This is a genomic window from uncultured Cellulomonas sp., assembly GCF_947494015.1.
Lineage (GTDB): Bacteria > Actinomycetota > Actinomycetes > Actinomycetales > Cellulomonadaceae > Pengzhenrongella.
Genome location: NZ_CANLTL010000003.1, coordinates 320,808 through 344,365 on the forward strand (window position 1 = coordinate 320,808; position 23,558 = coordinate 344,365).

A 23,558-nucleotide genomic window follows, 5' to 3' on the forward strand; every position below is an offset into this window, starting at 1 on the left:
GAGTCCGGGCGATGGGTGATGGTCAGGGTGACCTGCCCCGCGGCGCGGTCGTGCTCGACCTGCCGTTCGAGCGTGCCGGTGGGCGCTGGCGGGTCGAGAACAGCCCGGCCCGACGGGTGCCCAGCCACGGGACCTGGTCCTTCGGCACCTCGCACGCGATCGACTTCGTCCCCGTGGACGACGCCGGCCGCTCCGCGCCGCGCACCTGGCGCCGCCTGGTGGCCCCCGAGCCGCCCGAGCTCGTCGTCGGGTTCGGCCGGCCCGTCCTCGCGCCGGTGTCCGGCACGGTGGTCCTCGCGCACGACGGCGAGCCCGACCACCACGCCCGGCGCTCGGCCCTGACCCTCGTCCCGTACGCGCTCGGCCAGGCCGGACGCGTCCGCGCGGGCGCCCCGGCGGTCGCCGGCAACCACGTCGTGATCGCCGTGGGCGAGGGTGGGCCGTACGTGCTGCTGGCTCACCTGCGCGCGGGCACCGTGCGGGTGCGCCCCGGGGACCGGGTGCGGACGGGGGACCTGGTGGGTGAGTGCGGGAACTCCGGCAACAGCACCGAGCCGCACGTGCACCTGCAGGTCTGCGACTCCATCCGGTGGGAGGTGGCCCGCGGGCTGCCGCTCGCATTCCGCCGGCGCGCCGGGCCGCCCCGGGTGCCGGGCGAGGGGGAGGTCGTCGAGGCCTGAGCGCAGCGCCGGCGACGACGCCCGGTCAGCGGGGTCCGCACGGGTCCGCACCGACGACTGCGGGCGTCGCCGGCGGGGCCGCCGCAGGGGCGGGGGGCGCGGCGCGACCGGCCCCGCGGGTGCGGCTCAGCCGCTGCAGCACCCGGTCGACGACGGCCCCGGTCAGCAGGCCACCGGCCACACCGGCCACCACGCCGACCACCGGGTGGTGGCGGTCCAGCAGCTGCCCGGCCCCCACACCCAGCGCCAGCGAGTAGGCCGACCACAGCAGGGCTGCGACGGCCGCGATGGCGCTGAACCGGCGACGGGAGAACCGCGCGGCGCCGGCGGCCATCGCGACCGCGACCCGGCCGCCGGGGACGAAGCGGGCCCCGATGATGAAGGCGGCCCCGCGGTGCCGCAGCGCGCGCTCGGCGCGGTCGACGGCCCGCTGCCCGCGGGCGGACCGCAGCACCCGCAGGCCGCGCAGCGGCACCCGTCGGCCGAAGGAGTAGGCGAGCTGGTCGCCGCAGAACGCGCCGGCGGCGGCTGCGGCCCCCAGCAGCCAGAGCGAGGGACGACCGCTGACCGCCGGCAGCGCCGCGAGCCCGATCACCAGCGACTCGCTGGGGACCAGGGGCAGCACGCCGTCGAGCGTCGTCGTCAGCCACAGCAGGACGAGCACCCACGGTGACCCGGCGGCGACGTCGGCCCACGCGGCGAGCTCAGGCACGCCGCACCCTCGGTCCGGCGGCGCGCGGCGCGGCGGGTGCGGCCGCCGGGTGCACCGGCCCCGGACGGTCCGCCGGCGGCCGCACCGGGCGCCTGGCGCCGGTCACTCGTCGACCCACTCGAGCAGGTCGCCGGGCTGGCACTGGAGCACCCGGCACATGGCCTCCAGCGTGCTGAACCGCACGGCCTTGGCCCGGCCGTTCTTCAGCACGGCGACGTTCGCGGGCGTCAGGCCCACGCGTTCGGCGAACTCGCCGACGCTCATCTTCCGCTTGGCGAGCTCGACGTCGATGCGCACGACGATGGGCATCAGATGACCGCATCCATGTCGGTGCGCAGCGCCGCCGCCTGCCGCAGCAGCGCGCGCATGACGATCATCAGCATGACGACGACGCCGCCGACCAGCACCAGCCCGAACAGCAGCATCGGCGTCCCGGGGTCGCGCAGCTCGGGCGTGACGTAGATGACCACCGTCAGCGCGGTGGCGATGCCGGCCAGCAGCAGCCAGGCCGCGGTGATCGCCCAGACGATCCCGTCCACCCAGACGAAGGCGTCCCGGCTGAAGATCCGGTCCGCCTTGACCATGGTCAGCAGCTTCCAGGTGCACACGATGACGACCTGGACGCACAGCAGCTCCAGCACGCCGACGACGGTCAGCGGCCAGCGCAGGCCCGCCATCGCCCCGGACCCCTGCCCGACGTCGGAGAACTGGCCGGGCACGGAGAGGGTCTGCCCGACCACGCAGGCGGCGAACAGCAGGACGAGCAGGACGCGCAGGAGTCCCACCACGTTATGCGTCAGGTTCATGCATCGAGGATCGGCGAGCATCTATCGAAAGTCAATAGACGACACGCGCGTCCGCGCGAGCCGGAGGTCGACCGGCAGCCGCGGTGCGCCGCTCGTTGCCCGGCAGCCGCCCGGCCGCCGCCGTCACGGCTAGCGTGCCGTCATGACACACCACCTCAGCCGTGAGCAGGCGCGGCGGGTCGCGGTCCGCGCGCAGCTGCTGGACGCCGGACGCCCCGCCGACCTGCTCGACGTGGTCAGGCGGCTGACGTTCCTGCAGCTCGACCCGACGGCGGCCGTCGCGCCGAGCGCCGATCTGGTCGCCTGGACCCGGCTGGGCGGGGCCTACCAGCCGGCGCACCTGCAGCGCGCCCTCGACGAGGACCGCACGGTGTTCGAGTTCCGGGCCACGGTGCGGCTGATGGCGGACCTGCCGCTGTACCGGGCGCAGATGGCCCGCGCGCCGCAGCACCGCCAGGCGCGTGAGTGGCTGGAGGCGAACGCCTCGTTCCGGCGCGCCGTGCTGGACGGGCTGCGCGACCGGGGCCCGACCCTGTCGCGGGACGTGCCGGACCTCAGCGTCGTCCCGTGGCCGTCGACGGGGTGGACGAACAACCGCAACGTGACGCAGATGCTGGAGATCCTCGCGGCCCGTGGCGAGGTCGCGGTGACCGGACGGCAGGGCCGCCAGCGCCGGTGGGACCTCGCCGAGCGGGTGCTGGCGATGGACCTCGGCGAGGTGCCCCACGACGAGGCGGTGCGCCGGCGCGACGCGAGGCGTCTGGCCGCCCTGGGGATCGCCCGCGCGTCGACGACGGGCCAGCCGGTCGAGCCGGCCGACGTCGGCGACGCCGGCGAGGCGGCGACCGTCGAGGGGACCGTGGGGGAGTGGCGCGTCGACCCGGCGGCGCTCGACGGGTCGTGGGACGGCCGAACCGCGCTGCTCTCGCCGTTCGACCGGCTCGTGCACGACCGCGCCCGCGCGCTGGAGCTGTTCGACTTCGACTACACCCTGGAGATGTACAAGCCCCAGGCCAAGCGGCGCTGGGGCTACTTCGCCCTGCCGGTGCTGCACGGCGACCGCCTCGTCGGCAAGCTCGACGCGACCGCGGACCGCAAGGCCGGCGCGCTCACCGTCCACGCGCTCCACCGCGACGTGCCGTTCACCCCGGCCATGGCCGACGACGTCGACGCGGAGATCGAGGCGCTGGCGGCCTGGCTCGGCCTGGGCGTCACGCGCGCGGACGCGTGACCGGTCGTTCGGCGCACCGTTCAGCCGGCGTTCCGGCGCGGGAGAGCCGCCCGATCAGGCCCGCCCGTCCGCGTCGAGGCGCCGGTACATCACGTGCAGCCCGACGAGCCCGTGCTCGGGATGGTCGAACGCCTCGGGCACGGTCGCCAGGACCCGGAAGCCGAGGCTCTGCCACAGGTGCACGGCCGGCGTGTTCGTCTCCACGACGGCGTTGAACTGCATGCTCCGGTAGCCCGCGTCGCGGGCCCACTCGAGCACCTCGGCGCCGAGCCGTCGTCCGACGCCGCGGCCGTGGTGGTCGGGGTGCACCATGAACGACGCGGTGGCGACGTGCGAGCCACGGCCCGGCCGGTTGGGGCCCGTCGTCGCCGTCCCGAGCAGGGTGTCGCCGTCGACGGCGACCACCGTCCGGCCCGGCGGCCGGGCCATCCACAGCACGCGGGCCTCGTCCGACGACAGCCCGTCGGGGTAGGTGTACGTCCGCCCGGCCGCGACGATCGAGCGGAACACGGGGAAGATGTCCGGCCAGTCCTGCGCCACGGCCTCGCGGATGATCACGGACGGACTGTAGGCCGTGCCGCGCGGGCGACGGCTCCGGCACGAGCGGGTCGCCGTCCCCGGGCGGCGGCGCGCCGCCGCGCGGGGACGGCGTGCCGGCGTCGGTCGGCGTCGGTCGGGTGTCGGTCGGCGTTCAGGCCGCGCCGTCCGGGCCGAGGACGACCACGGACCGTGCCGGCACCCGCACCTGCCCGTCCACCACCGGCTCGCCCGAGGTGGTCGGCTCCCACGCCGCGAGGACCGCGAGGTCCCCCGCGTCCGGGACCGGCACGGCGGCGGCGTCGTCGGCCAGGTTGAGCACCACCCGCACGGCGCCGCGGGAGATCACGACCCACGACGCGAACCCGGTGGCGGACCCGCCGTCGGCATCCTGGTCCCACTCGACGGACGTCGCGGCGAGGTCGCCGGAGTGCAGGTCGGGCACCGCGGCACGCAGGGCGATCAGGTCCCGGTACCAGGCGAGCATGCGCGCGTGCCGGTCCTGGTCGAGGTCGTCCCAGACCAGGGTGCTGGACGCGACCGTCGCCGGGTCCTGCGGGTCGGGCACCTCCAGGTCGCCGTCGACGGCCTGCTCGGGGTACATCTCGGCCCAGCCGTGACCGGAGAACTCCTCGCGGCGGCCGTTGCGGACCGCCTCGGCGAGCTCGGGGTCCTGGTGGTCGGTGAAGTACAGGAACGGTGTGCGCGAGCCCCACTCCTGGCCCATGAACAGCATGGGCGTGAACGGCGACAGCAGGAACAGCGCGGCCGACGCGGCCAGGGTGCCGTCGTCCAGCCGGGCCGAGGGCCGGTCGCCCAGGGCGCGGTTGCCCACCTGGTCGTGGTCCTGGTCGAAGACGACGAACCGGCGGGCGTCGGTCCCGGCGGGGACCGGCGCGCCCCAGACCTCGCCGCGGAAGGCGGAGAACTCCCCGTCGTGCAGGAAGACCTTCGTGAGCACCTTGGCGAGCACGTCGGGGGAGCCGAAGTCGGCGTAGTAGCCCTGCCGTTCCCCGGTCAGGAAGGTGTGCACGGCGTGGTGGACGTCGTCGGCCCACTGCGCGGTCATCCCCAGGCCGCCGTCCGCGGTGGGGGTGACCATGGCAGCGTCGTTGAGGTCCGACTCGGCGATCAGCGACAGCGGACGGCCGACCTCGGCGGACAGCGCGGCGACCTCGTCGGCGAGCTGGGCCAGCAGGTGCGGCGTGGAGTCGTCCACCAGCGCGTGCACGGCGTCCAGCCGCAGCGCGTCGAGGTGGAAGTCACGCAGCCAGCGCAGGGCGTTGTCGCAGATCCAGCGGCGCACGCCCGGCGAGCCGGGACCATCCAGGTTGACCGCACGTCCCCACGGCGTCTCGTGCGCCTCGGTGAAGTACGGCCCGAAGGTGTCCAGGTAGTTCCCGGCCGGGCCGAGGTGGTTGTAGACCACGTCCAGGCACACCGCCAGGCCGCGCGCGTGCGCGGCGTCGACGAAGCGCTGCAGGGCCGCCGGCCCGCCGTAGGCCTCGTGGACCGCGTACAGGTCGACGCCGTCGTAGCCCCAGCCGTGCTGCCCGTCGAAGGCGGCCACGGGCATCAGCTCGACCATGCCGACCCCGAGGTCCACCAGGTGGTCCAGACGCTCGACCGCCGAGTCCAGCGTCCCGCCCGGGGTGAACGTGCCGATGTGCAGCTCGTACACGACGGCCTCGCGCACGTCGCGGCCGGGCCAGCCGGCGTCGGACCAGGGGTGCGCTCCGGTGTCGAACGCGCGGCTGGGGCCGTGCACGCCGGCCGGCTGCCAGGCGCTGCGCGGGTCGGGACGCGGGTCGGAGCCGTCGACGCTGAACGCGTAGTCCTCGCCGTGCTCGAGGTCGACGTCGCCGGCGGGCGGCGCCCACCAGCCGTCGTCGTCGCGCTGGAGGGCGACGCGACGGTCGGTCGCGGGCAGCACGAGCTCCACAGCCCCGGCGTCCGGGGCCCACACGGTCGGTCTCATGGTGTCTCTTCCTCGTGCCGGACCAGCAGGGCGACCGGCAGCTTCTCCAGCAGCGGAGCGATCGGCTGCACGCCGCCGTCCACGACCCGGTCGGACAGGACGTCGCGCCACCGCCCCTCGGGCAGGGCGACGGTGTGGCCGGCCCAGCCGCCCAGGCGGTCCAGGCGGATGGCCAGGCGGGTGGCGAGCGTGACCACCTCGGGGGTGCCGCCGTCGGTCCGGGTGAACGCGAACAGGTGCGCGGTGGACGACGCGAGCGGCACGTAGCCCGCGCCGGCCTCGACGAACGCACCGGGCAGGTCCCGGCGCACGCGCAGGGCCCGCGAGGTCACCAGCAGCTTCTCGTCGGCCAGGTCGTGCGGGTTCGCGCCCCCGTCGAGCCGCTCCAGCCGCTCGACCAGCATCGGCTGGTCCACCGGGCGGCGGTTGTCCGGGTCGACCAGGCTCAGGGACGGCACCTCGGTGCCCTGGTAGACGTCCGCCACCCCGGGCAGCGTGAGCTGGACGAGCTTGGTGCCGAGCGTCGCCGCGCGCACGCCCGACGCCGCCCGCGACACCCACTCCTCGAACAGCGCCGCGACCTTCGGGTCGGCGATCGCGCGGGTGGCCAGGTCGACCACGGCCGACTCGTACGCCTCGTCCGGAGCGGTCCAGCGGGTGTGGCTCTTGGCCTCGCGCATCGCCTTGAGCAGGTACTCCTCGAGGCGGTCGGCGCCGATCGGGCCGTCCTCGGACCAGGTGCCGGCCAGGGTCTGCCACACGACGTTCTCCGTGCGGCCGTCCACGAGGGTGGTGCGGTACGGCGCCGTGACGACGCGCAGGGCGTCCACCAGGCGCGACCAGTCCGCGGCGAGCTCGGACAGCACGCCCAGGCGCGAGCGGGTGTCCTCGCCGCGCTTGGTGTCGTGCGTGCTGAGGGTGGTCATGCCGACCGGCGTCTGCCACTGCGCGCGGGCCGCCCAGTGGTGGAACTCGTCAGGGCTGACCGCGAACTTCGCCGGCTCGCCGCCGACCTCGCACAGGCCGATGTCGTGGGTCCAGCGGTAGAACGCGGTGTCCTCGACGCCCTTGGCCATCACCGCGCCACAGGTCTGCTGGAAGCGCACCACGAGCTCGTCGCGACGGCGTCCTCGGGTCAGCCCCGCGCTGCCGGCCTCCCGGCCGAGCAGCAGGTCGACCAGCACGTCGAGGGTCTCGGCGCGGTCCGGGCTGAGCCGGGAGCGCGCGATCCCGGCCGCGGTCAGCATCGCCTCGACGCTGTCGCGGTGCACCTCCTCGCCGGGCACCACGTAGGCCCGGTAGCGGTCGAACGCGACGAGCAGCTCGATGAGGCACTCCTCCAGAGCGCGCCAGGTGTGGTCGCGCAGCCGCAGGTCGTCGCGGCAGATGCTCGCGGCGAGCTCGGTGAGCCGGTGCACCTCGGCGTACAGCGCGCCGTCGACGATCTCGCGCTTTGCCTCGTCGACCAGGGCCGGCAGCTCGTCGGGGCTGTCCCCGGCGATGCGGTGCATCACCGCGCCGAGCCCGGAGGCGCCGCCCGGGTCGACGAACGTCGACTGCAGGCGCCACAGCGCCTCGTAGCCGGTCGTGCCGACGGTGTCCCAGTCGGCCGGCAGCTCCTCCTCGCCGGCCAGGATCTTCTCCACCGCGACCCAGGTGCCGCCCGACTTCTCGTTCAGGCGGGCCAGGTAGCCGGTCGGGTCCGCGAGGCCGTCCGGGTGGTCGATCCGCAGGCCGTCGAACGTGCCGTTCTCGACCAGCTCCAGGATGAGGGAGTGGCTCGCGTCGAAGACGTCGGGGTCCTCCACCCGGATCGCCGCGAGCGTGCCGACGTCGAAGAACCGGCGGTAGTTGAGCTCCTCGTCGGCGACCCGCCAGAACGCCAGCCGGTAGTGCTGGCGGTTGACGAGCTCGGCCAGCGGCAGCGCCGCCGTGCCGGCCCGGACCGGGAAGACGTGGTCGTAGTACCGCAGCACGTCGACCTCCCCCGCGTCGGAGTGCCCGGGGACGACCATCCGGTCCAGGGTCAGCTCGCCGTTGCCGAGCACGGCCCCGATCCGGTCGCCCAGCACCGGCATGAGCAGGGCGCCGTCACCGGCGGACCAGTCCACGTCGAACCAGGCCGCGTACGGGGAGTCCGGGCCCTCGGCCAGCACCGACCACAGCTCGCGGTTGTGCCAGGCGGGGGTCGGCACGGCCATGTGGTTCGGGACGATGTCGACGATCATGCCCAGGCCCCGGGACCGGGCCGCGTCCCGCAGCCGGTCCAGCGCCTCGCGCCCGCCGAGCACCGGCGAGATCTCGGTGTGGTCGACGACGTCGTACCCGTGCGTCGAGCCGGGGGCGGCGGTCAGGATCGGCGACAGGTACAGGTGCGTGACCCCGAGGTCGGCGTAGTAGCCGACCCGCTCCGCGACGTCGTCGAGGGTGAGGTCGGCGCCGAGCTGGAGCCGGTAGGTGGACACCGGGACCGGGCGGCCCGGCGCGGGGCGGCGGCGGGCGGAGCCCGTGTGACCGGCCGCGTGACCAGCGGCCTGACCAGCAGCCTGACCGGCACCGTGGCCGCCGTCGGTGGGCAGGCTCATCGGGTGTGCGCCTCTCCGGCCTTGGTGCGGCCGCGGGTGAGGGCGGCGGCCTCGCCGGCGGCGGCCGGGGTGGCCGGCTCGGCGACCGCGGGACGGTCCACGCCACCGGCGGGACGGGTCAGCACGACGGTGCTGCGGCCGGTGACCGAGATGGTCTCGCCGGCCTTGACCTCCTGGACCGGGTCCAGGTTGTGGTCGGTGTCCAGCACGCAGGTCCACAGCTTGCCGAAGGCGGCGTCGGGCATGGTGAAGTCGAGGTCCTCGTGATGGGCGTTGTAGAGCACCAGGAAGCTGTCGTCCACGACCGGCTCACCGCGGGCGCCGGGCTCGCCGATCGCCTCGCCGTTGAGGAACACCATGACGGCGCGGGCGAAGTCCTCCTGCCAGGCCTCGGCCGCCATGTGCTCGCCCGACGGGCTGAACCAGGCGATGTCCTGCAGGTCCGACTCACCGCCGTGCTCGGCGGCACCGGCGAAGAACCGGCGCCGGCGCAGGACGGGGTGGTCGCGGCGCAGGTGGATGACGCGCCGGGTGAACTCGAGCAGCTCCGAGCGGTCCTGGTCCAGCTCCCAGTCGACCCACGAGATCTCGTCGTCCTGGCAGTAGACGTTGTTGTTGCCGTCCTGGGTGCGGGCGATCTCGTCACCGTGCAGCAGCATCGGCACGCCCTGCGACAGCAGCAGCGTCACGAGGAAGTTGCGGTGCTGGCGGGCGCGCAGCTCGAGGATGTCGGGGTCGTCCGTCGGGCCTTCGACGCCGCAGTTCCAGGACCGGTTGTGGCTCTCCCCGTCCATGTTGTCCTCGCCGTTGGCCTCGTTGTGCTTCTCGTTGTACGAGACCAGGTCGTGCAGGGTGAACCCGTCGTGGGCGGTGACGAAGTTGATGGACGCGATGGGCTTGCGGCCGGTGTGCTCGTACAGGTCGGAGGACCCCGCGACCCGGCTGGCGAACTCGGCCAGGGTCGACGGCTCGCCGCGCCAGAAGTCGCGCACGGTGTCGCGGTACTTGCCGTTCCACTCGCTCCACAGGGGGGGGAACCCGCCGACCTGGTAGCCGCCCTCGCCGATGTCCCACGGCTCGGCGATGAGCTTGACCTGGGAGATGACCGGGTCCTGCTGGACGATGTCGAAGAAGGCCGACAGCCGGTCGACCTCGTGGAACTGGCGGGCCAGGGTGGCGGCGAGGTCGAAGCGGAACCCGTCGACGTGCATCTCGGTGACCCAGTAGCGCAGCGAGTCCATGATCAGCTGCAGCACGTGCGGGTGCCGCATGAGCAGCGAGTTGCCGGTGCCGGTGGTGTCGAAGTAGTGCGCCTGGTCCTCGTCGACCAGTCGGTAGTAGGCGGCGTTGTCGATGCCGCGGAAGGACAGCGTCGGGCCCATGTGGTTGCCCTCGGCGGTGTGGTTGTAGACCACGTCGAGGATGACCTCGATGTTCGCCTCGTGCAGCGCCTTGACCATGGACTTGAACTCCTGCACCTGCTGCCCGGGACCGCCGTAGGCGGCGTAGGCGTTGTGCGGGGCGAAGAAGCCGATGGTGTTGTAGCCCCAGTAGTTCGACAGGCCCTTCTCCACCAGGTGCGGGTCGTTGACGAACTGGTGCACCGGCATGAGCTCGATCGCGGTGATCCCCAGCGAGGACAGGTGCTCGATGATCGCCGGGTGCGCCATCCCGGAGTAGGTGCCGCGCAGCTCCTCCGGGACGTCCGGGTGCTGCATGGTCAGGCCCTTGACGTGCGCCTCGTAGATCACGCTCTCGTGGTACTCGTGCTGCGGGGGACGGTCGTGGCCCCAGTCGAAGTACGGGTTGACGACGACGGAGGTCATCGTGTGGGCGGCGGAGTCGTCGTCGTTGCGCTTGGCCGGGGAGCCGAACTCGTAGGAGAACAGGGACTGGTCGCCGTCGATCTGGCCGTCGATGGCCTTGGCGTAGGGATCGAGCAGGAGCTTGGCGGGGTTGCACCGGTGCCCGTTGGCGGGGTCGTACGGGCCGTGCACCCGGTAGCCGTAGCGCTGGCCCGGCTGCGCCGCCGGCAGGTAGCCGTGCCACACGAAGGCGTCCATCTCGGGCAGGTCGACGCGGGTCTCCATGCCCAGCTCGTCGATGAGGCAGAGCTCGACGCGCTCGGCCACCTCCGAGAAGATCGCGAAGTTGGTCCCCGTTCCGTCATAGGTCGCGCCGAGGGGGTAGGGACGTCCAGGCCAGATCTGCATGTGCACAGGGTGCCAGCCCGCTCGGCTCCTCCGCGCGGCGAACCGGGTGAACGGGACGAACGGCACATCACGGACGACGACGCCCGCGACCGGTCGGCGCCGGTGCGACGCGCGTCCGCACGCCACTCCCGAGGCTGGGACGCGCGGTCTCGCGTGCTGGACGCCGCTACCGGCGCGGCAGGGCGTGCAGGACGACGTCGACGAGCGCGCCGTCGTGCACGGTCGCGGTGGTGTACGTGCACGCGGTCTGGCGGCGGCGGTCGGTGGGGGAGCCGGGGTTGAGCAGCCGCATCCCGGCCGGCGTGCGCGTGTCCCACGGGATGTGGCTGTGGCCGAACACGAGCACGTCCAGGCCGCGGTGCGCGGCGTCGCACCGCTGCTCGCGCCCGCCGGCGGGCCCGGTCTCGTGCACGACCCCGAGCCGCAGCCCGCCGACGTCCGCGTGCGCCACGAGCGGCAGCCGCTCGCGCAGCGCCGGGCCGTCGTTGTTGCCGTAGCAGGCGACGAGCCGGCGGGCGCGCTGCTCGAGCTCGTCCAGGAGGGCGACGTCCACCCAGTCCCCGGCGTGCACGACGACGTCGGCACGGTCGACCTCGTCCCAGACCGCGGCCGGCAGGTCCCGCGCGCGCCGCGGCACGTGCGTGTCGGCGAGCAGCAGCAGCCGCAGACCGGCACCGGCCGTCGGGTCGGTCACCGGCCCGTCACCGGGCCAGCCGTTCGACGACGGCGCCGAACACCGCCGGGGCACGGGTCGCGAGCGGGACGATCCCGCGGCGGGCCGGCGACGTCGCGGCGGTCACCAGCCCGCTGGTCAGGTAGCGGTAGTCGCGGGTCGACGCGGCCCAGGCCCGCTCGTACCGCTCCGGCGGGTCGTCCAGGGTCGCGACCGCCGCCGCGGCCTGCGCGAAGCCGACCCGCATCCCCTCGCCGGTCAGCGCGTCGACGTACCCCGACGCGTCGCCGACCAGGCGCACGCGTCCGCGGGTGCGCGCCCACGTGCGCTGCAGCAGCGGCCCGGCGCCGCGTACCGGCCCGTCGGGCTCGGCACCGGCCAGCCGGGCCGCGAGGTCGGGGAAGCCGGCCAGCGTGGTCGCGAAGTCGGTGCGCGGCGGGCCCAGCAGGGCGACGCCCACCAGACCGTCCCCCACGGGGGTGACGTAGGCCTCCGCTCGGGGCCCCCAGTGCACCTCGACGACGTCCGCCCAGGGGGCGAGCCGGAAGTGCCGCCGGATGCCGTAGCGCCGGGGTCCGCGGGCCGGCGCCTCGAGGCCGGCCAGGCGGCGGACGGTGGAGTGCAGCCCGTCGCACCCGAGCAGCCACCGCGCCCGGACCCCGGCGGCCGTCACCGCGCCGTCGGTCTGCTCGAGGTCGGTGACCCGCGCCTCGTGCCGGTGCACCCCCAGCTCGGCCGCGCGTGCGGCCAGCGCCCCGTGCAGCGCCGTCCGGCGCACGCCGCGCCCGGCCGTGCCGCGGAACAGGTGGGTCACGCGCCGGGTCGGGTCGAGGTAGCGGACGCCGAGCAGCGGGTGCCCCTCGGGGTGGACGCCCAGGCGGTCCAGGGCACGGACCGAGCCGGGCATGAGCCCCTCGCCGCACGCCTTGTCGACCGGGCCGGGGCGGGGCTCGACCAGCACGACGTCGAGCCCCGCGAGCCGGGCCTCGATCGCGGCCGCGAGCCCCACCGGCCCCCCGCCGACCACGAGGACGTCCGTGTCCGGGCCCGTACCCCATCCGGTGCCCGCACCCGAGCCCGTGCCCGTACCGGTGGTCACGGTCGCGGCCCGTCCGCCAGCGTCTCCAGGGCGCGCACCTCGGTGGGGATCCTGAACCCGAGCAGCAGCACGGCGTTCAGGGCGGTGAACACCGCGGCGGTCACCCACGCGGTGTGGATGAGCGGCAGTGCGAGGCCCTCCACGACGACGGCGACGTAGTTCGGGTGGCTCAGCCAGCGGTACGGGCCCCGGGCGACCAGCGGCGCGCCGGGCACGACGATGACCCGGGTGTTCCACTGCGGGCCCAGCGTCGTGATGCACCACCAGCGCAGCGCCTGGCTGCCCACGGCCAGCGCGAGCGCCGTCCAGCCGAGCCACGGGACGAACGGCCGGTCGGCCGCGTGCGCCTCCACGACGCAGGCGATCAGCAGCGCGGTGTGCAGCAGCACCATGGGCGGGTAGTGACCGCGGCCCAGCTCCACGCCCCCGCGCGCGAAGGCCCACCGGGCGTTGCGGGTGGCCACGACGAGCTCGGCGAGCCGTTCCAGGGCGACGAGGGCGATGACGACGTCGAACAGCAGCAGCACGGCTCAGCCCTCCGGCCAGCGCAGCAGGACGAGCTCGGCGCAGATGCCCGGGCCCATCGCGAACAGGACGCCGAGGCCGCCGGGGGCGGTCGTGCCGGCGTCCAGGGTGTCCGCGAGCACGTGCAGCACGGACGACGAGGACAGGTTCCCGACCCGGTCCAGCGACCGCCAGCTGAGCTCGAGGTCCTCACGCCCGACCCCGAGGGTGCGGGCGCAGGCCTCCAGCACGCGCGGGCCGCCGGTGTGCGCCACCCACGTTCCGACGTCGGCGGTCGTGAGCCCGTGACCGTCCAGCAGCGCGGCGACGTCGTCGCCCAGGTTGCGCTCGACCACGTCGGACAGGCTGGCCGAGAGCACGATCCGGAAGCCGCTGCCGCCCACGTCCCAGCCGAGCAGGCCGTCGGTGTCCGGGTACAGCCGGCTGGCGCTGTCCACCACGTCCGGACCCACCGCGCCGGTGCGGGCCGCCCGGTCGTCGCCCAGCATCACGACCGCGGCGGCGCCGTCCCCGAACAGCCCGCTCGAGACCAGGTTCGCCATCGAGTCGTCGCCGTGCTGCAGCGTGAGCGAGCACAGCTCGACCGACAGCAGCACCGCGACGTCGTCGGGGTGTCCGGCGAGGTAGTCGTGCACCCGGGCGATCCCCGCGGCGCCGGCGACGCAGCCGAGACCGAAGACCGGCACCCGGCGCACGTCCGGGCGCATGCCCAGCCGGGCGACGAGCAGCGCGTCCAGGGAGGGGGCCGAGATGCCGGTCACGGACGTGAACAGGATGTGGTCGACGTCCTCCGGCACGAGCCCGGCGAGCTTGAGGGCGTCCCGCACCGCCTGCTCGGCCAGATCCAGGCCCACCGAGATGAACAGGTCGTTCGTCTGGCCGAAGGTGGTCAGGTCCCGGTACCGCTCCAGCGGCACCGCGAGATGCCGGGTGCTCACGCCGGTGTTCGCGTGGACCCGCTCCAGGACCGCGCGCCGCGGCGACCCCGCGTCCGGCGCCACCAGCGGCGCGAGCACCGCGGTGATCTCCTCCTGCGCGTACGCGTACGGGGGCAGAGCGGGGGCGACCGCTGCGATGCGCGACATCCCGGCATCGTGCCACGACGGGTCGTCGGCCACCCGGCCCACCCGTGACGGTGCCGGTCGGCTACGGTCCTGGCGGCACGGACGGCGGCGATCGACCGGGGCGATCGACCGGGGCGATCGACCGGGCGTGGCCGATGGCGATCGAGGACGGCGGAGGGCGGTGGTGGCGGTGCTCGGGACGGCTCGGGCGCTGGCGCTGTGCTGCCACCCGGCGCCGGCGCTCGCCGTCACGGTCTTCGCGGCCGCGCTCGCCGCGGGCGTCGGTGCGCCGCCACTGGTCACCGTGGGCGTGGGGACCGCCGTGCTCGCCGGACAGCTGTCGGTGGGGTGGTCCAACGACTGGATCGACGCCGCACGCGACGTCGCCGTGGGGCGCGCGGACAAGCCGGTCGCCGCGGGTGCGGTGACGGCCGCGGTGGTGGGGCGGGCCGCCCTGGTGGCTGCGGCGCTGTGCGTCGTGGCGTCCTTCGCGCTCGGCCCACGTGCGGGCGTGACCCACGTGGCCGCCGTCGCGGTCGCCTGGGCGTACAACGCCCGGCTGAAGAGCACCGCGTGGTCGTGGCTGCCGTACGCCGTGTCGTTCGGGCTGCTGGCGTGCGTGGTGACGCTCGCGCTGCCCGCCCCGACGGTCCCGCCCGGGTGGGCGGTGGCCGCGGCCGGGCTGCTCGGGGTGGGTGCGCACCTGGCCAACGTGCTGCCCGACCTGGAGGACGACGCGGCGACGGGCGTGCACGGGCTGCCGCACCGGCTGGGCCGGACGGGCACCAGCCTGCTGGCCCCCGTGGTGCTGGTCGCGGCCACGGCGCTGGTCGTGGGCGGTCCCCCCGGCCCGCCCGCACCGCTCGCCTGGGCGGGCGCCGTCCTGGCGACCGTGCTCGCGCTGGCCGCGGTGGCTGTCGCCGTCCGTCGCACCCGCAGCCGGGTGCCGTTCAGCGCCGCACTGGCGGTCGCCGCGGTCGACGTCGTGCTGCTGGTCGCCGCCGCCGGATCGCTGGTCCCCGCGTAGCCGCCGCCGGGGGGCGCGCGAGCGGCAGCCCAGCGGCGGCGGCGCGGCGGCGCGCCGGGGGACCGGTTCGGCGCCGCACCGGGCACCCTGGCCCCATGACCCCACCGAAGAACCCGTGGCCCGGCCGGACCTCACCGGCCGGATGGGTCGGCGTGATCCTCGCCGGCCTGGCCCTGGTCGTGCTGCACCGGGTGCTCGTCGCGTTCGGGGTCGGCACGTTCGGCCAGCCGACCGACATCGGCGGCGGGCTCGTCGTGCTGGTCGGCTACGCCGTGACGGTGGCCGGCGTGGTCGGGCTCTGGGCGGCCGCGCGCCGGGGACGTCGTCGGCCGTAGCGCCGCGGGCACCGGCCCGTCAGCCGGCCGTGCGCGTCGGCGCGGGGGAGCCGGCCCGCTCGCTCTCCCAGACGCTGTCGACCAGGTCGCGGGGCAGGTGCCGGTTGCCGACGGTGCGGAACACGGGGTCCGCACCGGCGGCGCTCTGCTCCTCGAAGTCCCGCAGGGCTCCCAGCGCCCACCGCGCCAGCAGCACCAGCGCGACCAGGTTGACCAGCGCCATGAGTCCCATCGCGACGTCGGCGAGCGCCCACACCGCGGCCAGCTCGAGCACGCTGCCGATGCCCACCACGGCCACCACCACGACGCGGAACGCCGTCAGCGTGGCCGGCCGGGCCCGCAGGTAGACCATGTTCACCTCGGCGTAGGAGTAGTTGCCGAGCACCGAGGAGAAGGCGAACACGAAGACCAGCGCGGTCATGAGCCAGGTGGTGCCGCTGCCGAGCTCGTGCGCGACAGCGGCCTGGGTCAGCGACGCCCCCTCCGTCGTCTCCCCGGGGGTGAACACGTCCGAGCCCGCGAACAGGATGATGAACGCGGTCGCCGAGCACACCACGATGGTGTCGACGAAGACGCCGAGCGACTGGATCAGACCCTGCTTGACCGGGTGGCTCGTGGTCGCCGTCGCCGCGGCGTTCGGGGCGCTGCCCATCCCGGCCTCGTTGGAGAACAGCCCGCGCCGGGCACCGTTGAGCAGCGCCGCCGCGAGCCCACCGGTGAGCCCCGCGGCGGCCTCGCCCACACCGAAGGCCGCGGTGACGATGTCGCCCAGGACGTCCCCGACCAGGCCGATGTTCATCGCGATGATGACGAACGCCAGCAGCACGTACACCAGCGCCATCACCGGCAGCACGATCTCGGCGACCCGGGCGATCCGGCGCACCCCGCCGAACACGACCGGGGCGACGAGCACCATGAGCAGCAGGGCCGTCCAGCCCGGGGCGACGCCGTGACCGCCGTCCAGGACGTCGGCGATCGTGTTGGCCTGGACCATGGTGAACGCGATGCCGAACGTGAAGATGAGCAGGACGGCGAAGACCATGCCGCCGCGGCGCGAGCCGAGCCCGCGCTCGATGTAGAACGCCGGCCCGCCGCGGTAGCTGCCGTCGGCGGCCGGCACCTTGAAGATCTGCGCCAGCGTCGCCTCGACCACGGCGGTCGCCATGCCGACCAGCGCCACGACCCACATCCAGAAGATCGCCCCCGGCCCGCCGAGGGTGAGCGCGATGGCCACCCCGGCGATGTTGCCGGTGCCCACCCGCGAGGCCAGCCCGACGCAGAACGCCTGGAAGGACGAGATCCCGCCCTCGGCGTCGCCGCGTGACCGGCCCACCTGCCGCAGCATCCGGCCGAACAGGCGGACCTGGACGAAGCGGGTGCGCACCCCGAGGTACAGGCCGACGCCGAGCAGGACGTAGACGAGCACGTAGGTCCACAGGAAGTTCGACACGGGGCCGATGAGGTACAGCTGGATGAAGTCCATGGGGTGCCTCCGCGCTGGCTGCCGGTCCGGCGGGTGGCGACCGTGCACCCGGTTGCGGTCATCGTGCACCCGTCGGCGTCGGCACGCGCGCCGATCCGCTGACGGGGGTCCGGGTCGCCGGGCGGTGTCGGGCGGTCAGCCGGCGGTCGGCGGGCGGTCGGCGGGCGGTCGGCGCGTGGACGGCGGGCGGTCGAGGTCAGGAGCGGGCCTGGCGCGTACGCCGGTCGTTCTCCTTGCCGATCGCCTCGACCAGCTCGTCCTTGGTCATCGACGAGCGGCCGGAGACGTCCAGCCGCCGCGCCACGTCGTACAGGTGCTTCTTCGAGGCGTTGGCGTCCACGCCTCCGGCGGTCGGCTCGGGGGTGTCGCGGCCGCCCTCGGCGCGCGCGTCCGAGGGGCCGGGGCTGTCCTTCGGCTCCCAGTGGTCACCGATCTTCTCGTGGGTGTGCTTGAGCGCCGCGTACGCCACCCGGTGCGCGCGCTCGCCGTCGCCGTACTCCTCGGCCGCCGAGTCATGGGCCTTGGCGAACGTGCGCTGGGCCTTGGCGTCGGAGCGCTGGAGCGTGCTGGGCAGCTCCTCGTCGCGCGGCGATCCGCCCTCGGTCGTCTTCGGCATCGTGCTCCTCCTCCGTGGGGTGGTGGATCACCGGCTCCGGCCGCTCGGGCGGCCCGGCGAGGCATGGGACGTCATCGTCCATGGCGCGGCCCGGAAGGTTCGGGTGGCGGCCGGTCGGCACCGGCCCGGGGACATCAGTCCGGCCGGCCGAGCAGCTGCTGGGGGACGAAGAAGGCGGCGGACGCCAGGAGCAGCCCGCCCACGAAGAGCAGCGGCGAGCCGATCTCGAAGGCGAACGACATGAGGGAGAAGCTGCCGAGGAAGGCCAGCAGGCACAGGACGAACACGGCTGCGCTCCCGGCCTTGCCCGGGGGGACGTCCTGCAGCTCGTCGTCCTGATGCGTCGCCATGGGGGTCCTTCCGGTGCGCTGATGGGGTGGTGGACGACCGGCGCCGGACGGCCGGCAGTCGCCGGGGCCACCGTGTCAGCGTCGGCGCGGGTCTGCAAGCTCGCCCCGGCGCCCCCGTCCGCTCCCGACCGGCCGGTCCGGCCGCCGGTCGATAGGCTGTGCGGCCGAGGGTGCGGCGGCAGCGCGCGCCGGCCGGCGCCCCGGCCCCCTCCGCACGGGCGACGACCGACCGGTCGCACGGCCCGCAACGCGACATTGGAGCCTGTCAGTGGACGTACCCATCGGGGTGTGGATCGGCACGATCATCGGGATCGCCGGTCTGCTGCTGTTCGACTTCGTCTTCCACGTCCGCAAGGCGCACACCCCGACCCTGCGCGAGGCGTCGATCTGGTCGGCGCTCTACATCGGGTTCGCCGTGCTGTTCGGGGTCGGCGTGTGGGTCTTCGGTGGCCACGACATGGGCACGGAGTACTTCGCCGGCTACATCACCGAGAAGGCGCTGTCGGTCGACAACCTGTTCGTGTTCCTCATCATCATGAGCAGCTTCAAGGTGCCGCGCGAGGACCAGCAGAAGGTGCTGCTGTTCGGCATCGTCTTCTCGCTGATCGCGCGGACCGGCTTCATCTTCCTCGGCGCCGCGCTGATCAACTCGTTCGCCTGGGTGTTCTACATCTTCGGGCTCATCCTGCTCGTCACGGCGGGAAACCTGCTCAAGCCGGAGGGCGAGGACAGCCACTCGGCGGACAACTTCATCATCCGGCTCGCCCGCAAGGTGTTCCACACCACGAGCTACTACGACGGCGACAAGCTCTTCACGGTGCACGACGGGCGCCGCGCGATGACCCCGATGCTGCTGGTCATGGTCGCGATCGGCGGCACCGACCTGCTGTTCGCGCTGGACTCGATCCCGGCCATCTTCGGCCTGACGCAGAACGTGTTCATCGTCTTCACCGCGACGGCCTTCTCGCTGCTCGGCCTGCGCCAGCTCTACTTCCTCATCGACGGCCTGCTGGACCGGCTCATCTACCTGTCCTACGGCCTCGCGGCGATCCTCGCCTTCATCGGGGTCAAGCTCGTGCTGCACGCGCTGCACGAGAACACGCTGCCCTTCATCAACGGGGGCGAGCACGTCGACGTCTACGAGGTGACCACGCCGCAGTCCCTGAGCGTCATCCTCGGTGTGCTGATCGTCACCGTCATCGCCTCGCTGGTGAGCCCCGCCGGCAAGGCGCAGGCCACGGCGACGCGGGTTCGCCACCTCGCGACGGACTACCTCGACCCGGCCGACGGCACGACACCGGCCGAGCGGGAAGCGACCTATGACCGCTTCGTCGCCGAGGAGCAGCGGCTGCAGGCCTTGGCCCCGAAGCACCGGGCCAAGCTCGAGGGCGATCACGGGCTGGCCGACGTGGTGCGCCGGGCGCACGCCGAGCACGCGGGGCAGCCGACGCGGTGACGCACGTCGCGTCCCGCCCGCGGCCGGTCGGCCCGCGTCCGGCGGCCGCCATGGGGCCTGCCGCGGCCGACGGCGCATGACCCGGGCCGCGCATGACCCGGGCCGCGTAAGACCCGGGCCGCGCGAGGGAGGCCGCGCGGCCAGCGCGCCGCCGCCGAGCTGTGGCGGTGGCCGGCCGTGGCGGCGGTCACGGCCAGCCCAGCCGACCTGGTCGTCCGGCTCTGCGCCGAGCGGCTGGGCGACACGCGGCACGCGACGACGAGCCGACCTCGCCCGACGCCGACCGCGCCCGACGCCGACCGCGCCCGACACCGACCGCGTCAGCCCGTCCGGCCACGGCCCGGTCGGCCGCCTCCTCGGCGCGACGTCCGCCTCGCGCCGGCCGCCCCGCGTGCCCGGCCGGTGCCGCCGGCCCGGCCCTCGCCGCCAGGACGACCCGCCCGGGGCGACGGCTCGGGACCGTCCGACGCGGCCCGGTCGCCGGCCCGCTGGCCGACGGCGGCCGCGCGACCGCGCGAGCTGTTGACCGTCCGGCCGCGGACGATGCCGATGAGCTCCTCGACCAGATCGGTCTGGGCGTCGGTCACCCAGGCCAGCGCGACGGTCGACGTCGGCGCGTCCAGGAGCGGCCGGTAGGTCAGGTCCCGGCGGTGGTGCAGCCGGGCCAGGGACTGCGGCACCACGAGCACGCCGACGCCGGCGGCCACCAGCTCGACGGCCTCGGCGGTGGTGGACGGTGCGGCCAGCGCGCTGGTGGCGCCCGGCCGGTCCGGCCACGGCAGGACGTCGTCCTGCGGGACCAGGACCGTCTCGTCGGCCAGGTCGGCCGGGGTCACCTCGTCGGCGGCCGTGATGACGTGGTCGATCGGCACCACGACGACGGTCGTCTCGGTGTAGAGCGGGATCGCGCTGAGGTGGTCGCGGTCCACCGGGAGGCGTACGAGGCCGGCGTCCGCGTCGCCGCGGCCGAGGACGGCCTCCTGCTCGGCGGTGGTCGCCCCGACCAGCCGCAGCGGGACCCCGGGCAGCCGCTGCTCCCACACCCGCAGCCACTTCGCAGGGTTGACCCCCGGCGTCACCAGCAGGCCGAACCCCGGGGGACTCGCGTCCGGGTCGGCGTCGGGCTCGTCGTGCGGCATGGGTGGCCCTTCGTGCGCCCAGGGTGGTCGCCGGACAGGCTACCGGCGGGCCGTATCCTGGGCCGGTGACGGAACCGGACGCCCAGCGGCCAGCGCGCTCGACGCGGACCCAGACCATGAAGCCGGCGACCGCCGCGGCGAAGCTCGACGTGTACCTGCCGGCCACCCCGCCGGAGTTCCAGACCGGCGTCGTCACCCGCGAGGAGCTCAACGAGCTCCAGCGCACGCCGCCGCCGTGGCTGGTGGACCTGCGACGCCACGGGCCGCACCCGCGGTCGGTGGTCGCGGCCCGGCTGCGGGTGTCGACCAGTGGGCTGGCCCGCAACGGGCTCACCGACCCGCTGACCACGGCGCAGATCGAGGAGCTGGTCGCCAACCCGCCGGCGTGGCTGTCGCGCGAGCGGGCGAGCCTCGCCGAGGTCAAGCGCGAGGAGCAGCGGATCAAGGCCAGGGACGCCGAGCGTCGCGCGGCGTCGGGCCCGACGGCGTAGCGACGGCGGCGTCGACGGTGCGCACCCACGTCGCCCTGCTGCGGGGCGTGAACGTCGGCGGCCGCGGCCGGCTGCCGATGGCGGACCTGCGCGAGGCGGTGCTCTCGCTGGGCCACCGCGACGTGACGACCTACGTGCAGAGCGGGAACGTGGTGCTCGCCGGTGCCGTCGACGACCCGGCTGAGGTCGCCGCCGGCATCGCCCGCGCCCTGACCGAGCGGACGCCGCTCAGCCCGGACGTCGTCGTCCTGACCCGCGAGGGGCTCGCGGCCGTGGTCGCCGGCAACCCGTTCCCCGACGAGCACGAGCCGACCCGGCTGCACGCCGGCTTCGTCCAGGGCGGTGTCGGGCCGCAGGCGCCTGCTGCGGTGGCGGACGCCGTGGAGCGGGCCCGCGCCAAGGGCAGCCCGGACGAGGCGTGCGTCGTCGGCGGGACGCTCTACCTGCACACGCCGGACGGTCTGGGGCGCAGCGAGCTGGCCGCCCAGCTGACCCGCCGCGCCGTGGTGACCGCGTGCGGCGGCCCGATCACCCTGCGCAACTGGGCCACCGTCACGCGCCTGCTCGCCATGCTCGACGACGACTGAGCGCCCGGCTCGGTGCGCGGGCGCGTCACCCGGCGGGTGGGGCCTGCTCCTCCTGGGCGCGCTGCCGCCGCAGCTGTCCCGCCGCCGGCTCACCGTCGGCCTCCTGCTCCAGCGCCCGCCACATCGGCTCGACGGCGTCCTCACCCCGGCGCGGCGGCAGCAGCGGGGTGCGGCCGTCCACAACGGCTTCGACGACGCAGGGGCGGTCCGCGGCCAGCGCCTGCTGCCACGCGTCGTGGACCGTCGCCGGGTCGTCGACGCGGATGCCGCGCAGGCCGAGCAGCTCGGCGTAGCCCGCGTAGGGGAAGGCCGGTACGTGCTGGGAGACGTCGAACCGTGGGTCGCCCTCCATCTCGCGCTGCTCCCAGGAGACCTCGGCCAGGTCACCGTTGTGCAGGACGAGGACGACGAACCGCGGGTCGGCCCAGTCCTGCCACCGGTCGGCGACCGTGATCAGCTCGGCCAGCCCGTTCATCTGCATCGCGCCGTCCCCGGCGAGCGCGACGACGGGACGGTCGGGGTGCAGCAGCTTCGCGGCGATCCCGTACGGCATGGCCGAGCCCATCGACGCCAGCGTGCTGGACAGGTGCGCGGGCACCCCCACGGGCAGCCGCAGGAACCGCGCGTACCAGTACACGATCGAGCCCACGTCCACGGAGACCTGGGCGTCCGCCGGCAGGTGGTCGGACAGCGCGCTGACCACGAGCTGCGGGTTAAGCGGGTCGGCCGGGTCCTGCACGCGCCGGGCGGCGATCTCGCGCCAGGACCGGACGTCGGCCTCGACCCGGGCCCGCCAGGTGCGCTCCTTCGGCGCCAGCAGCGGCAGCAGCGCCGCGAGCGTGGGGGCGGCGTCCCCGGCCAGGCCCACCTCGACGGGGTACTTCGAGCCGATGTTGCGGGCCGCGACGTCGATCTGCACCGTCCGGGCCTGCCCGGGCGTCGGGTAGAACTCCGTCCACGGATCGCTGCTGCCCACGATGAGCAGCGTGTCGCACGCGGCCATCAGGTCCGCGGACGCCGTCGTGCCCAGGTGACCCATGACCCCGCAGTGGAACGGGAGCCCCTCGTCCAGCAGCGGCTTGCCCAGCAGCGACGTCACGATCCCCGCCCCGAGTCGCTCGGCGACGTCGAGCACCTCCCGGGTCGCGCCGGCGGCACCGCGTCCCACGAGCAGCGCGACCCGGCTGCCGGCGTCGAGCAGCTCGGCGGCACGGGCCAGGTCGGCCTCGGCGGGCAGCACCCGCGACCGCGGCACGACGTCGCCGGTCTGCACCACGCCGTGGCTCTGCGGCAGGTCGTCCGGCAGCTCGGCGCGCTGCACGTCGTGCGTGACGATCACGCAGGTCGGGCTGGACGTCGCGATCGCGGTGCGGATCGCGTTGTCCAGCACGAGCGGCAGCTGCTCGGGGGCGGTGACCGTCTGCACGTACTGGCCGCAGACGTCCTTGAACAGCGTCTGCAGGTCCACCTCCTGCAGGTACCCGCTGCCCAGCGCGGTGGAGACCACCTGCCCCACCACGGCGACCACCGGCGTGCGGTCCAGCTTGGCGTCGTACAGGCCGTTGAGCAGGTGGATCGCGCCCGGCCCCTGGGTCGCCAGGCACACGCCGACCTGACCGGAGTACTTGGCGTGGCCCGTGGCCATGAACGCCGCCATCTCCTCGTGCCGGGCGGTGACCAGCTCGATGTCACCGGACGCGCGGGCCAGCGCGGCGAGGATCGGGTCGATGCCGTCCCCGGCGTAGCCGAACACGCGACGCACGCCCCAGTCGCGCAGCCGGTCGACCAGGCCGTCGGCGACCGTCCTCATGCCCGCGCCGTCCCGGTCCCGTGGGTGTGCCCGGATGTCGTCGTCGTGCGGGTCATGGCCGGCTCCTGGAGTGGGTGCGGTGGTGCTCCATGGTCGGCGGGCGGCACCCGGGCCGCATCCGGGCGCGCTCGACGCGACGGCGTCGCCCGGCGGGGTGACGA

At 74.7% G+C, this 23,558-nt stretch carries 23 protein-coding genes; 7 read left to right on the forward strand and 16 right to left on the reverse strand.

Going from position 1 to position 23,558, the window contains the following annotated elements:
• Nucleotides 1-11 precede the first annotated feature (11 nt).
• Nucleotides 12-680, forward strand: a complete 669-nt coding sequence (locus Q0840_RS05165) for a M23 family metallopeptidase (RefSeq protein ID WP_298457079.1) — start codon at nt 12-14, stop codon at nt 678-680.
• Between the two features lie 25 nt (nt 681-705).
• On the opposite strand, the gene Q0840_RS05170 is transcribed toward Q0840_RS05165, so the two are convergent.
• The 3 genes from Q0840_RS05170 to Q0840_RS05180 form a co-directional block, all read right to left on the reverse strand.
• Nucleotides 706-1,392 carry a DedA family protein gene (locus Q0840_RS05170; RefSeq protein ID WP_298457080.1) on the reverse strand — a complete coding sequence of 229 codons (687 nt, stop codon included), beginning with the start codon at nt 1,390-1,392 and terminating at the stop codon, nt 706-708.
• Between the two features lie 102 nt (nt 1,393-1,494).
• On the reverse strand, nt 1,495-1,701 hold the full coding sequence (locus Q0840_RS05175) for a helix-turn-helix transcriptional regulator (RefSeq protein WP_298457081.1): 207 nt from the start codon (nt 1,699-1,701) through the stop codon (nt 1,495-1,497).
• Nucleotides 1,701-2,198 carry a DUF2975 domain-containing protein gene (locus Q0840_RS05180; protein WP_298457083.1) on the reverse strand — a complete coding sequence of 166 codons (498 nt, stop codon included), beginning with the start codon at nt 2,196-2,198 and terminating at the stop codon, nt 1,701-1,703. Before Q0840_RS05180 ends, Q0840_RS05175 begins: the two co-directional genes overlap by 1 nt.
• Before the next feature lie 142 nt (nt 2,199-2,340).
• Between Q0840_RS05180 and Q0840_RS05185 the strand changes: the two genes are divergently transcribed.
• Nucleotides 2,341-3,429, forward strand: a complete 1,089-nt coding sequence (locus Q0840_RS05185; RefSeq protein ID WP_298457085.1) for a DNA glycosylase AlkZ-like family protein — start codon at nt 2,341-2,343, stop codon at nt 3,427-3,429.
• A gap of 54 nt (nt 3,430-3,483) precedes the next feature.
• Here the strand turns inward: Q0840_RS05185 and Q0840_RS05190 are convergent, their stop codons facing one another.
• From Q0840_RS05190 to Q0840_RS05225, 8 genes are all read right to left on the reverse strand, one after another.
• Nucleotides 3,484-3,987 (reverse strand): GNAT family N-acetyltransferase, encoded by a 504-nt coding sequence (locus Q0840_RS05190; protein ID WP_298457087.1) that lies wholly within the window; start codon nt 3,985-3,987, stop codon nt 3,484-3,486.
• Nucleotides 3,988-4,120: 133 nt separating this feature from the next.
• Nucleotides 4,121-5,944 carry a malto-oligosyltrehalose trehalohydrolase gene (gene treZ, locus Q0840_RS05195; protein WP_298457089.1) on the reverse strand — a complete coding sequence of 608 codons (1,824 nt, stop codon included), beginning with the start codon at nt 5,942-5,944 and terminating at the stop codon, nt 4,121-4,123.
• Nucleotides 5,941-8,529: a malto-oligosyltrehalose synthase gene (treY, locus tag Q0840_RS05200; protein ID WP_298457091.1), complete on the reverse strand. Its 2,589-nt coding sequence runs from the start codon at nt 8,527-8,529 to the stop codon at nt 5,941-5,943. Before treY ends, treZ begins: the two co-directional genes overlap by 4 nt.
• Nucleotides 8,526-10,742, reverse strand: coding sequence for a glycogen debranching protein GlgX (glgX, locus tag Q0840_RS05205; RefSeq protein WP_298457093.1), 2,217 nt, complete (start codon nt 10,740-10,742; stop codon nt 8,526-8,528). Before glgX ends, treY begins: the two co-directional genes overlap by 4 nt.
• A gap of 166 nt (nt 10,743-10,908) precedes the next feature.
• Nucleotides 10,909-11,409 (reverse strand): metallophosphoesterase, encoded by a 501-nt coding sequence (locus Q0840_RS05210; RefSeq protein ID WP_298457247.1) that lies wholly within the window; start codon nt 11,407-11,409, stop codon nt 10,909-10,911.
• A 34-nt stretch (nt 11,410-11,443) separates the two neighbouring features.
• Nucleotides 11,444-12,514 carry an NAD(P)/FAD-dependent oxidoreductase gene (locus tag Q0840_RS05215; protein ID WP_298457094.1) on the reverse strand — a complete coding sequence of 357 codons (1,071 nt, stop codon included), beginning with the start codon at nt 12,512-12,514 and terminating at the stop codon, nt 11,444-11,446.
• Nucleotides 12,511-13,041, reverse strand: coding sequence for an isoprenylcysteine carboxyl methyltransferase family protein (locus Q0840_RS05220; protein ID WP_298457095.1), 531 nt, complete (start codon nt 13,039-13,041; stop codon nt 12,511-12,513). Before Q0840_RS05220 ends, Q0840_RS05215 begins: the two co-directional genes overlap by 4 nt.
• Nucleotides 13,042-13,044: 3 nt before the next feature.
• Complete coding sequence (locus tag Q0840_RS05225; RefSeq protein ID WP_298457097.1) at nt 13,045-14,124, reverse strand: type III polyketide synthase; 1,080 nt, start codon at nt 14,122-14,124, stop codon at nt 13,045-13,047.
• Nucleotides 14,125-14,287: 163 nt separating this feature from the next.
• Here Q0840_RS05225 and Q0840_RS05230 point away from each other — a divergent pair, with 163 nt between their 5' ends.
• Both Q0840_RS05230 and Q0840_RS05235 read left to right on the forward strand, forming a co-directional pair.
• A complete protein-coding gene (locus Q0840_RS05230) occupies nt 14,288-15,130 on the forward strand; it encodes a UbiA family prenyltransferase (protein WP_298457098.1) in 843 nt (280 codons plus the stop codon).
• A gap of 95 nt (nt 15,131-15,225) precedes the next feature.
• Entirely contained in the window at nt 15,226-15,465 is a 240-nt protein-coding gene (locus Q0840_RS05235) for a hypothetical protein (protein WP_298457099.1), read from the forward strand.
• A gap of 19 nt (nt 15,466-15,484) precedes the next feature.
• Here the strand turns inward: Q0840_RS05235 and Q0840_RS05240 are convergent, their stop codons facing one another.
• From Q0840_RS05240 to Q0840_RS05250, 3 genes are all read right to left on the reverse strand, one after another.
• Nucleotides 15,485-16,948, reverse strand: coding sequence for a sodium:alanine symporter family protein (locus Q0840_RS05240; protein WP_298457100.1), 1,464 nt, complete (start codon nt 16,946-16,948; stop codon nt 15,485-15,487).
• A 196-nt stretch (nt 16,949-17,144) separates the two neighbouring features.
• On the reverse strand, nt 17,145-17,564 hold the full coding sequence (locus tag Q0840_RS05245) for a ChaB family protein (RefSeq protein ID WP_298457101.1): 420 nt from the start codon (nt 17,562-17,564) through the stop codon (nt 17,145-17,147).
• Nucleotides 17,565-17,698: 134 nt separating this feature from the next.
• On the reverse strand, nt 17,699-17,914 hold the full coding sequence (locus tag Q0840_RS05250; protein WP_298457102.1) for a hypothetical protein: 216 nt from the start codon (nt 17,912-17,914) through the stop codon (nt 17,699-17,701).
• Between the two features lie 268 nt (nt 17,915-18,182).
• On the opposite strand from Q0840_RS05250, the gene Q0840_RS05255 reads away from it, so the two are divergent.
• Nucleotides 18,183-19,370 carry a TerC family protein gene (locus tag Q0840_RS05255; RefSeq protein WP_298457103.1) on the forward strand — a complete coding sequence of 396 codons (1,188 nt, stop codon included), beginning with the start codon at nt 18,183-18,185 and terminating at the stop codon, nt 19,368-19,370.
• Nucleotides 19,371-19,690: 320 nt separating this feature from the next.
• Here the strand turns inward: Q0840_RS05255 and Q0840_RS05260 are convergent, their stop codons facing one another.
• Nucleotides 19,691-20,509, reverse strand: a complete 819-nt coding sequence (locus Q0840_RS05260) for a LysR substrate-binding domain-containing protein (protein ID WP_298457104.1) — start codon at nt 20,507-20,509, stop codon at nt 19,691-19,693.
• A 116-nt stretch (nt 20,510-20,625) separates the two neighbouring features.
• Here Q0840_RS05260 and Q0840_RS05265 point away from each other — a divergent pair, with 116 nt between their 5' ends.
• Together Q0840_RS05265 and Q0840_RS05270 are read left to right on the forward strand one after the other, a co-directional pair.
• Nucleotides 20,626-21,000: a DUF5997 family protein gene (locus Q0840_RS05265; RefSeq protein ID WP_298457248.1), complete on the forward strand. Its 375-nt coding sequence runs from the start codon at nt 20,626-20,628 to the stop codon at nt 20,998-21,000.
• Between the two features lie 17 nt (nt 21,001-21,017).
• On the forward strand, nt 21,018-21,587 hold the full coding sequence (locus Q0840_RS05270; RefSeq protein ID WP_298457106.1) for a DUF1697 domain-containing protein: 570 nt from the start codon (nt 21,018-21,020) through the stop codon (nt 21,585-21,587).
• Between the two features lie 25 nt (nt 21,588-21,612).
• Here Q0840_RS05270 and Q0840_RS05275 read toward each other — a convergent pair whose 3' ends face one another.
• The gene (locus Q0840_RS05275; protein WP_298457108.1) at nt 21,613-23,397 is read right to left on the reverse strand and encodes a thiamine pyrophosphate-requiring protein; all 1,785 of its coding nucleotides are present in this window, start codon (nt 23,395-23,397) and stop codon (nt 21,613-21,615) included.
• Nucleotides 23,398-23,558 lie beyond the last annotated feature (161 nt).

Excerpts from the sequence above, each read along its gene's own strand:
- Q0840_RS05165 (WP_298457079.1), top strand. The coding sequence starts at position 12 with ATGGGTGATGGTCAGGGTGACCTGCCCCGCGGCGCGGTCGTGCTCGAC.
- Q0840_RS05175 (WP_298457081.1), bottom strand. The coding sequence starts at position 1,701 with ATGCCCATCGTCGTGCGCATCGACGTCGAGCTCGCCAAGCGGAAGATG.
- Q0840_RS05180 (WP_298457083.1), bottom strand. The coding sequence starts at position 2,198 with ATGAACCTGACGCATAACGTGGTGGGACTCCTGCGCGTCCTGCTCGTC.
- Q0840_RS05185 (WP_298457085.1), top strand. The coding sequence starts at position 2,341 with ATGACACACCACCTCAGCCGTGAGCAGGCGCGGCGGGTCGCGGTCCGC.
- treZ (WP_298457089.1), bottom strand. The coding sequence starts at position 5,944 with ATGAGACCGACCGTGTGGGCCCCGGACGCCGGGGCTGTGGAGCTCGTG.
- treY (WP_298457091.1), bottom strand. The coding sequence starts at position 8,529 with ATGAGCCTGCCCACCGACGGCGGCCACGGTGCCGGTCAGGCTGCTGGT.
- glgX (WP_298457093.1), bottom strand. The coding sequence starts at position 10,742 with ATGCAGATCTGGCCTGGACGTCCCTACCCCCTCGGCGCGACCTATGAC.
- Q0840_RS05225 (WP_298457097.1), bottom strand. The coding sequence starts at position 14,124 with ATGTCGCGCATCGCAGCGGTCGCCCCCGCTCTGCCCCCGTACGCGTAC.
- Q0840_RS05235 (WP_298457099.1), top strand. The coding sequence starts at position 15,226 with ATGACCCCACCGAAGAACCCGTGGCCCGGCCGGACCTCACCGGCCGGA.
- Q0840_RS05240 (WP_298457100.1), bottom strand. The coding sequence starts at position 16,948 with ATGGACTTCATCCAGCTGTACCTCATCGGCCCCGTGTCGAACTTCCTG.
- Q0840_RS05245 (WP_298457101.1), bottom strand. The coding sequence starts at position 17,564 with ATGCCGAAGACGACCGAGGGCGGATCGCCGCGCGACGAGGAGCTGCCC.
- Q0840_RS05250 (WP_298457102.1), bottom strand. The coding sequence starts at position 17,914 with ATGGCGACGCATCAGGACGACGAGCTGCAGGACGTCCCCCCGGGCAAG.
- Q0840_RS05260 (WP_298457104.1), bottom strand. The coding sequence starts at position 20,509 with ATGCCGCACGACGAGCCCGACGCCGACCCGGACGCGAGTCCCCCGGGG.
- Q0840_RS05265 (WP_298457248.1), top strand. The coding sequence starts at position 20,626 with ATGAAGCCGGCGACCGCCGCGGCGAAGCTCGACGTGTACCTGCCGGCC.
- Q0840_RS05275 (WP_298457108.1), bottom strand. The coding sequence starts at position 23,397 with ATGAGGACGGTCGCCGACGGCCTGGTCGACCGGCTGCGCGACTGGGGC.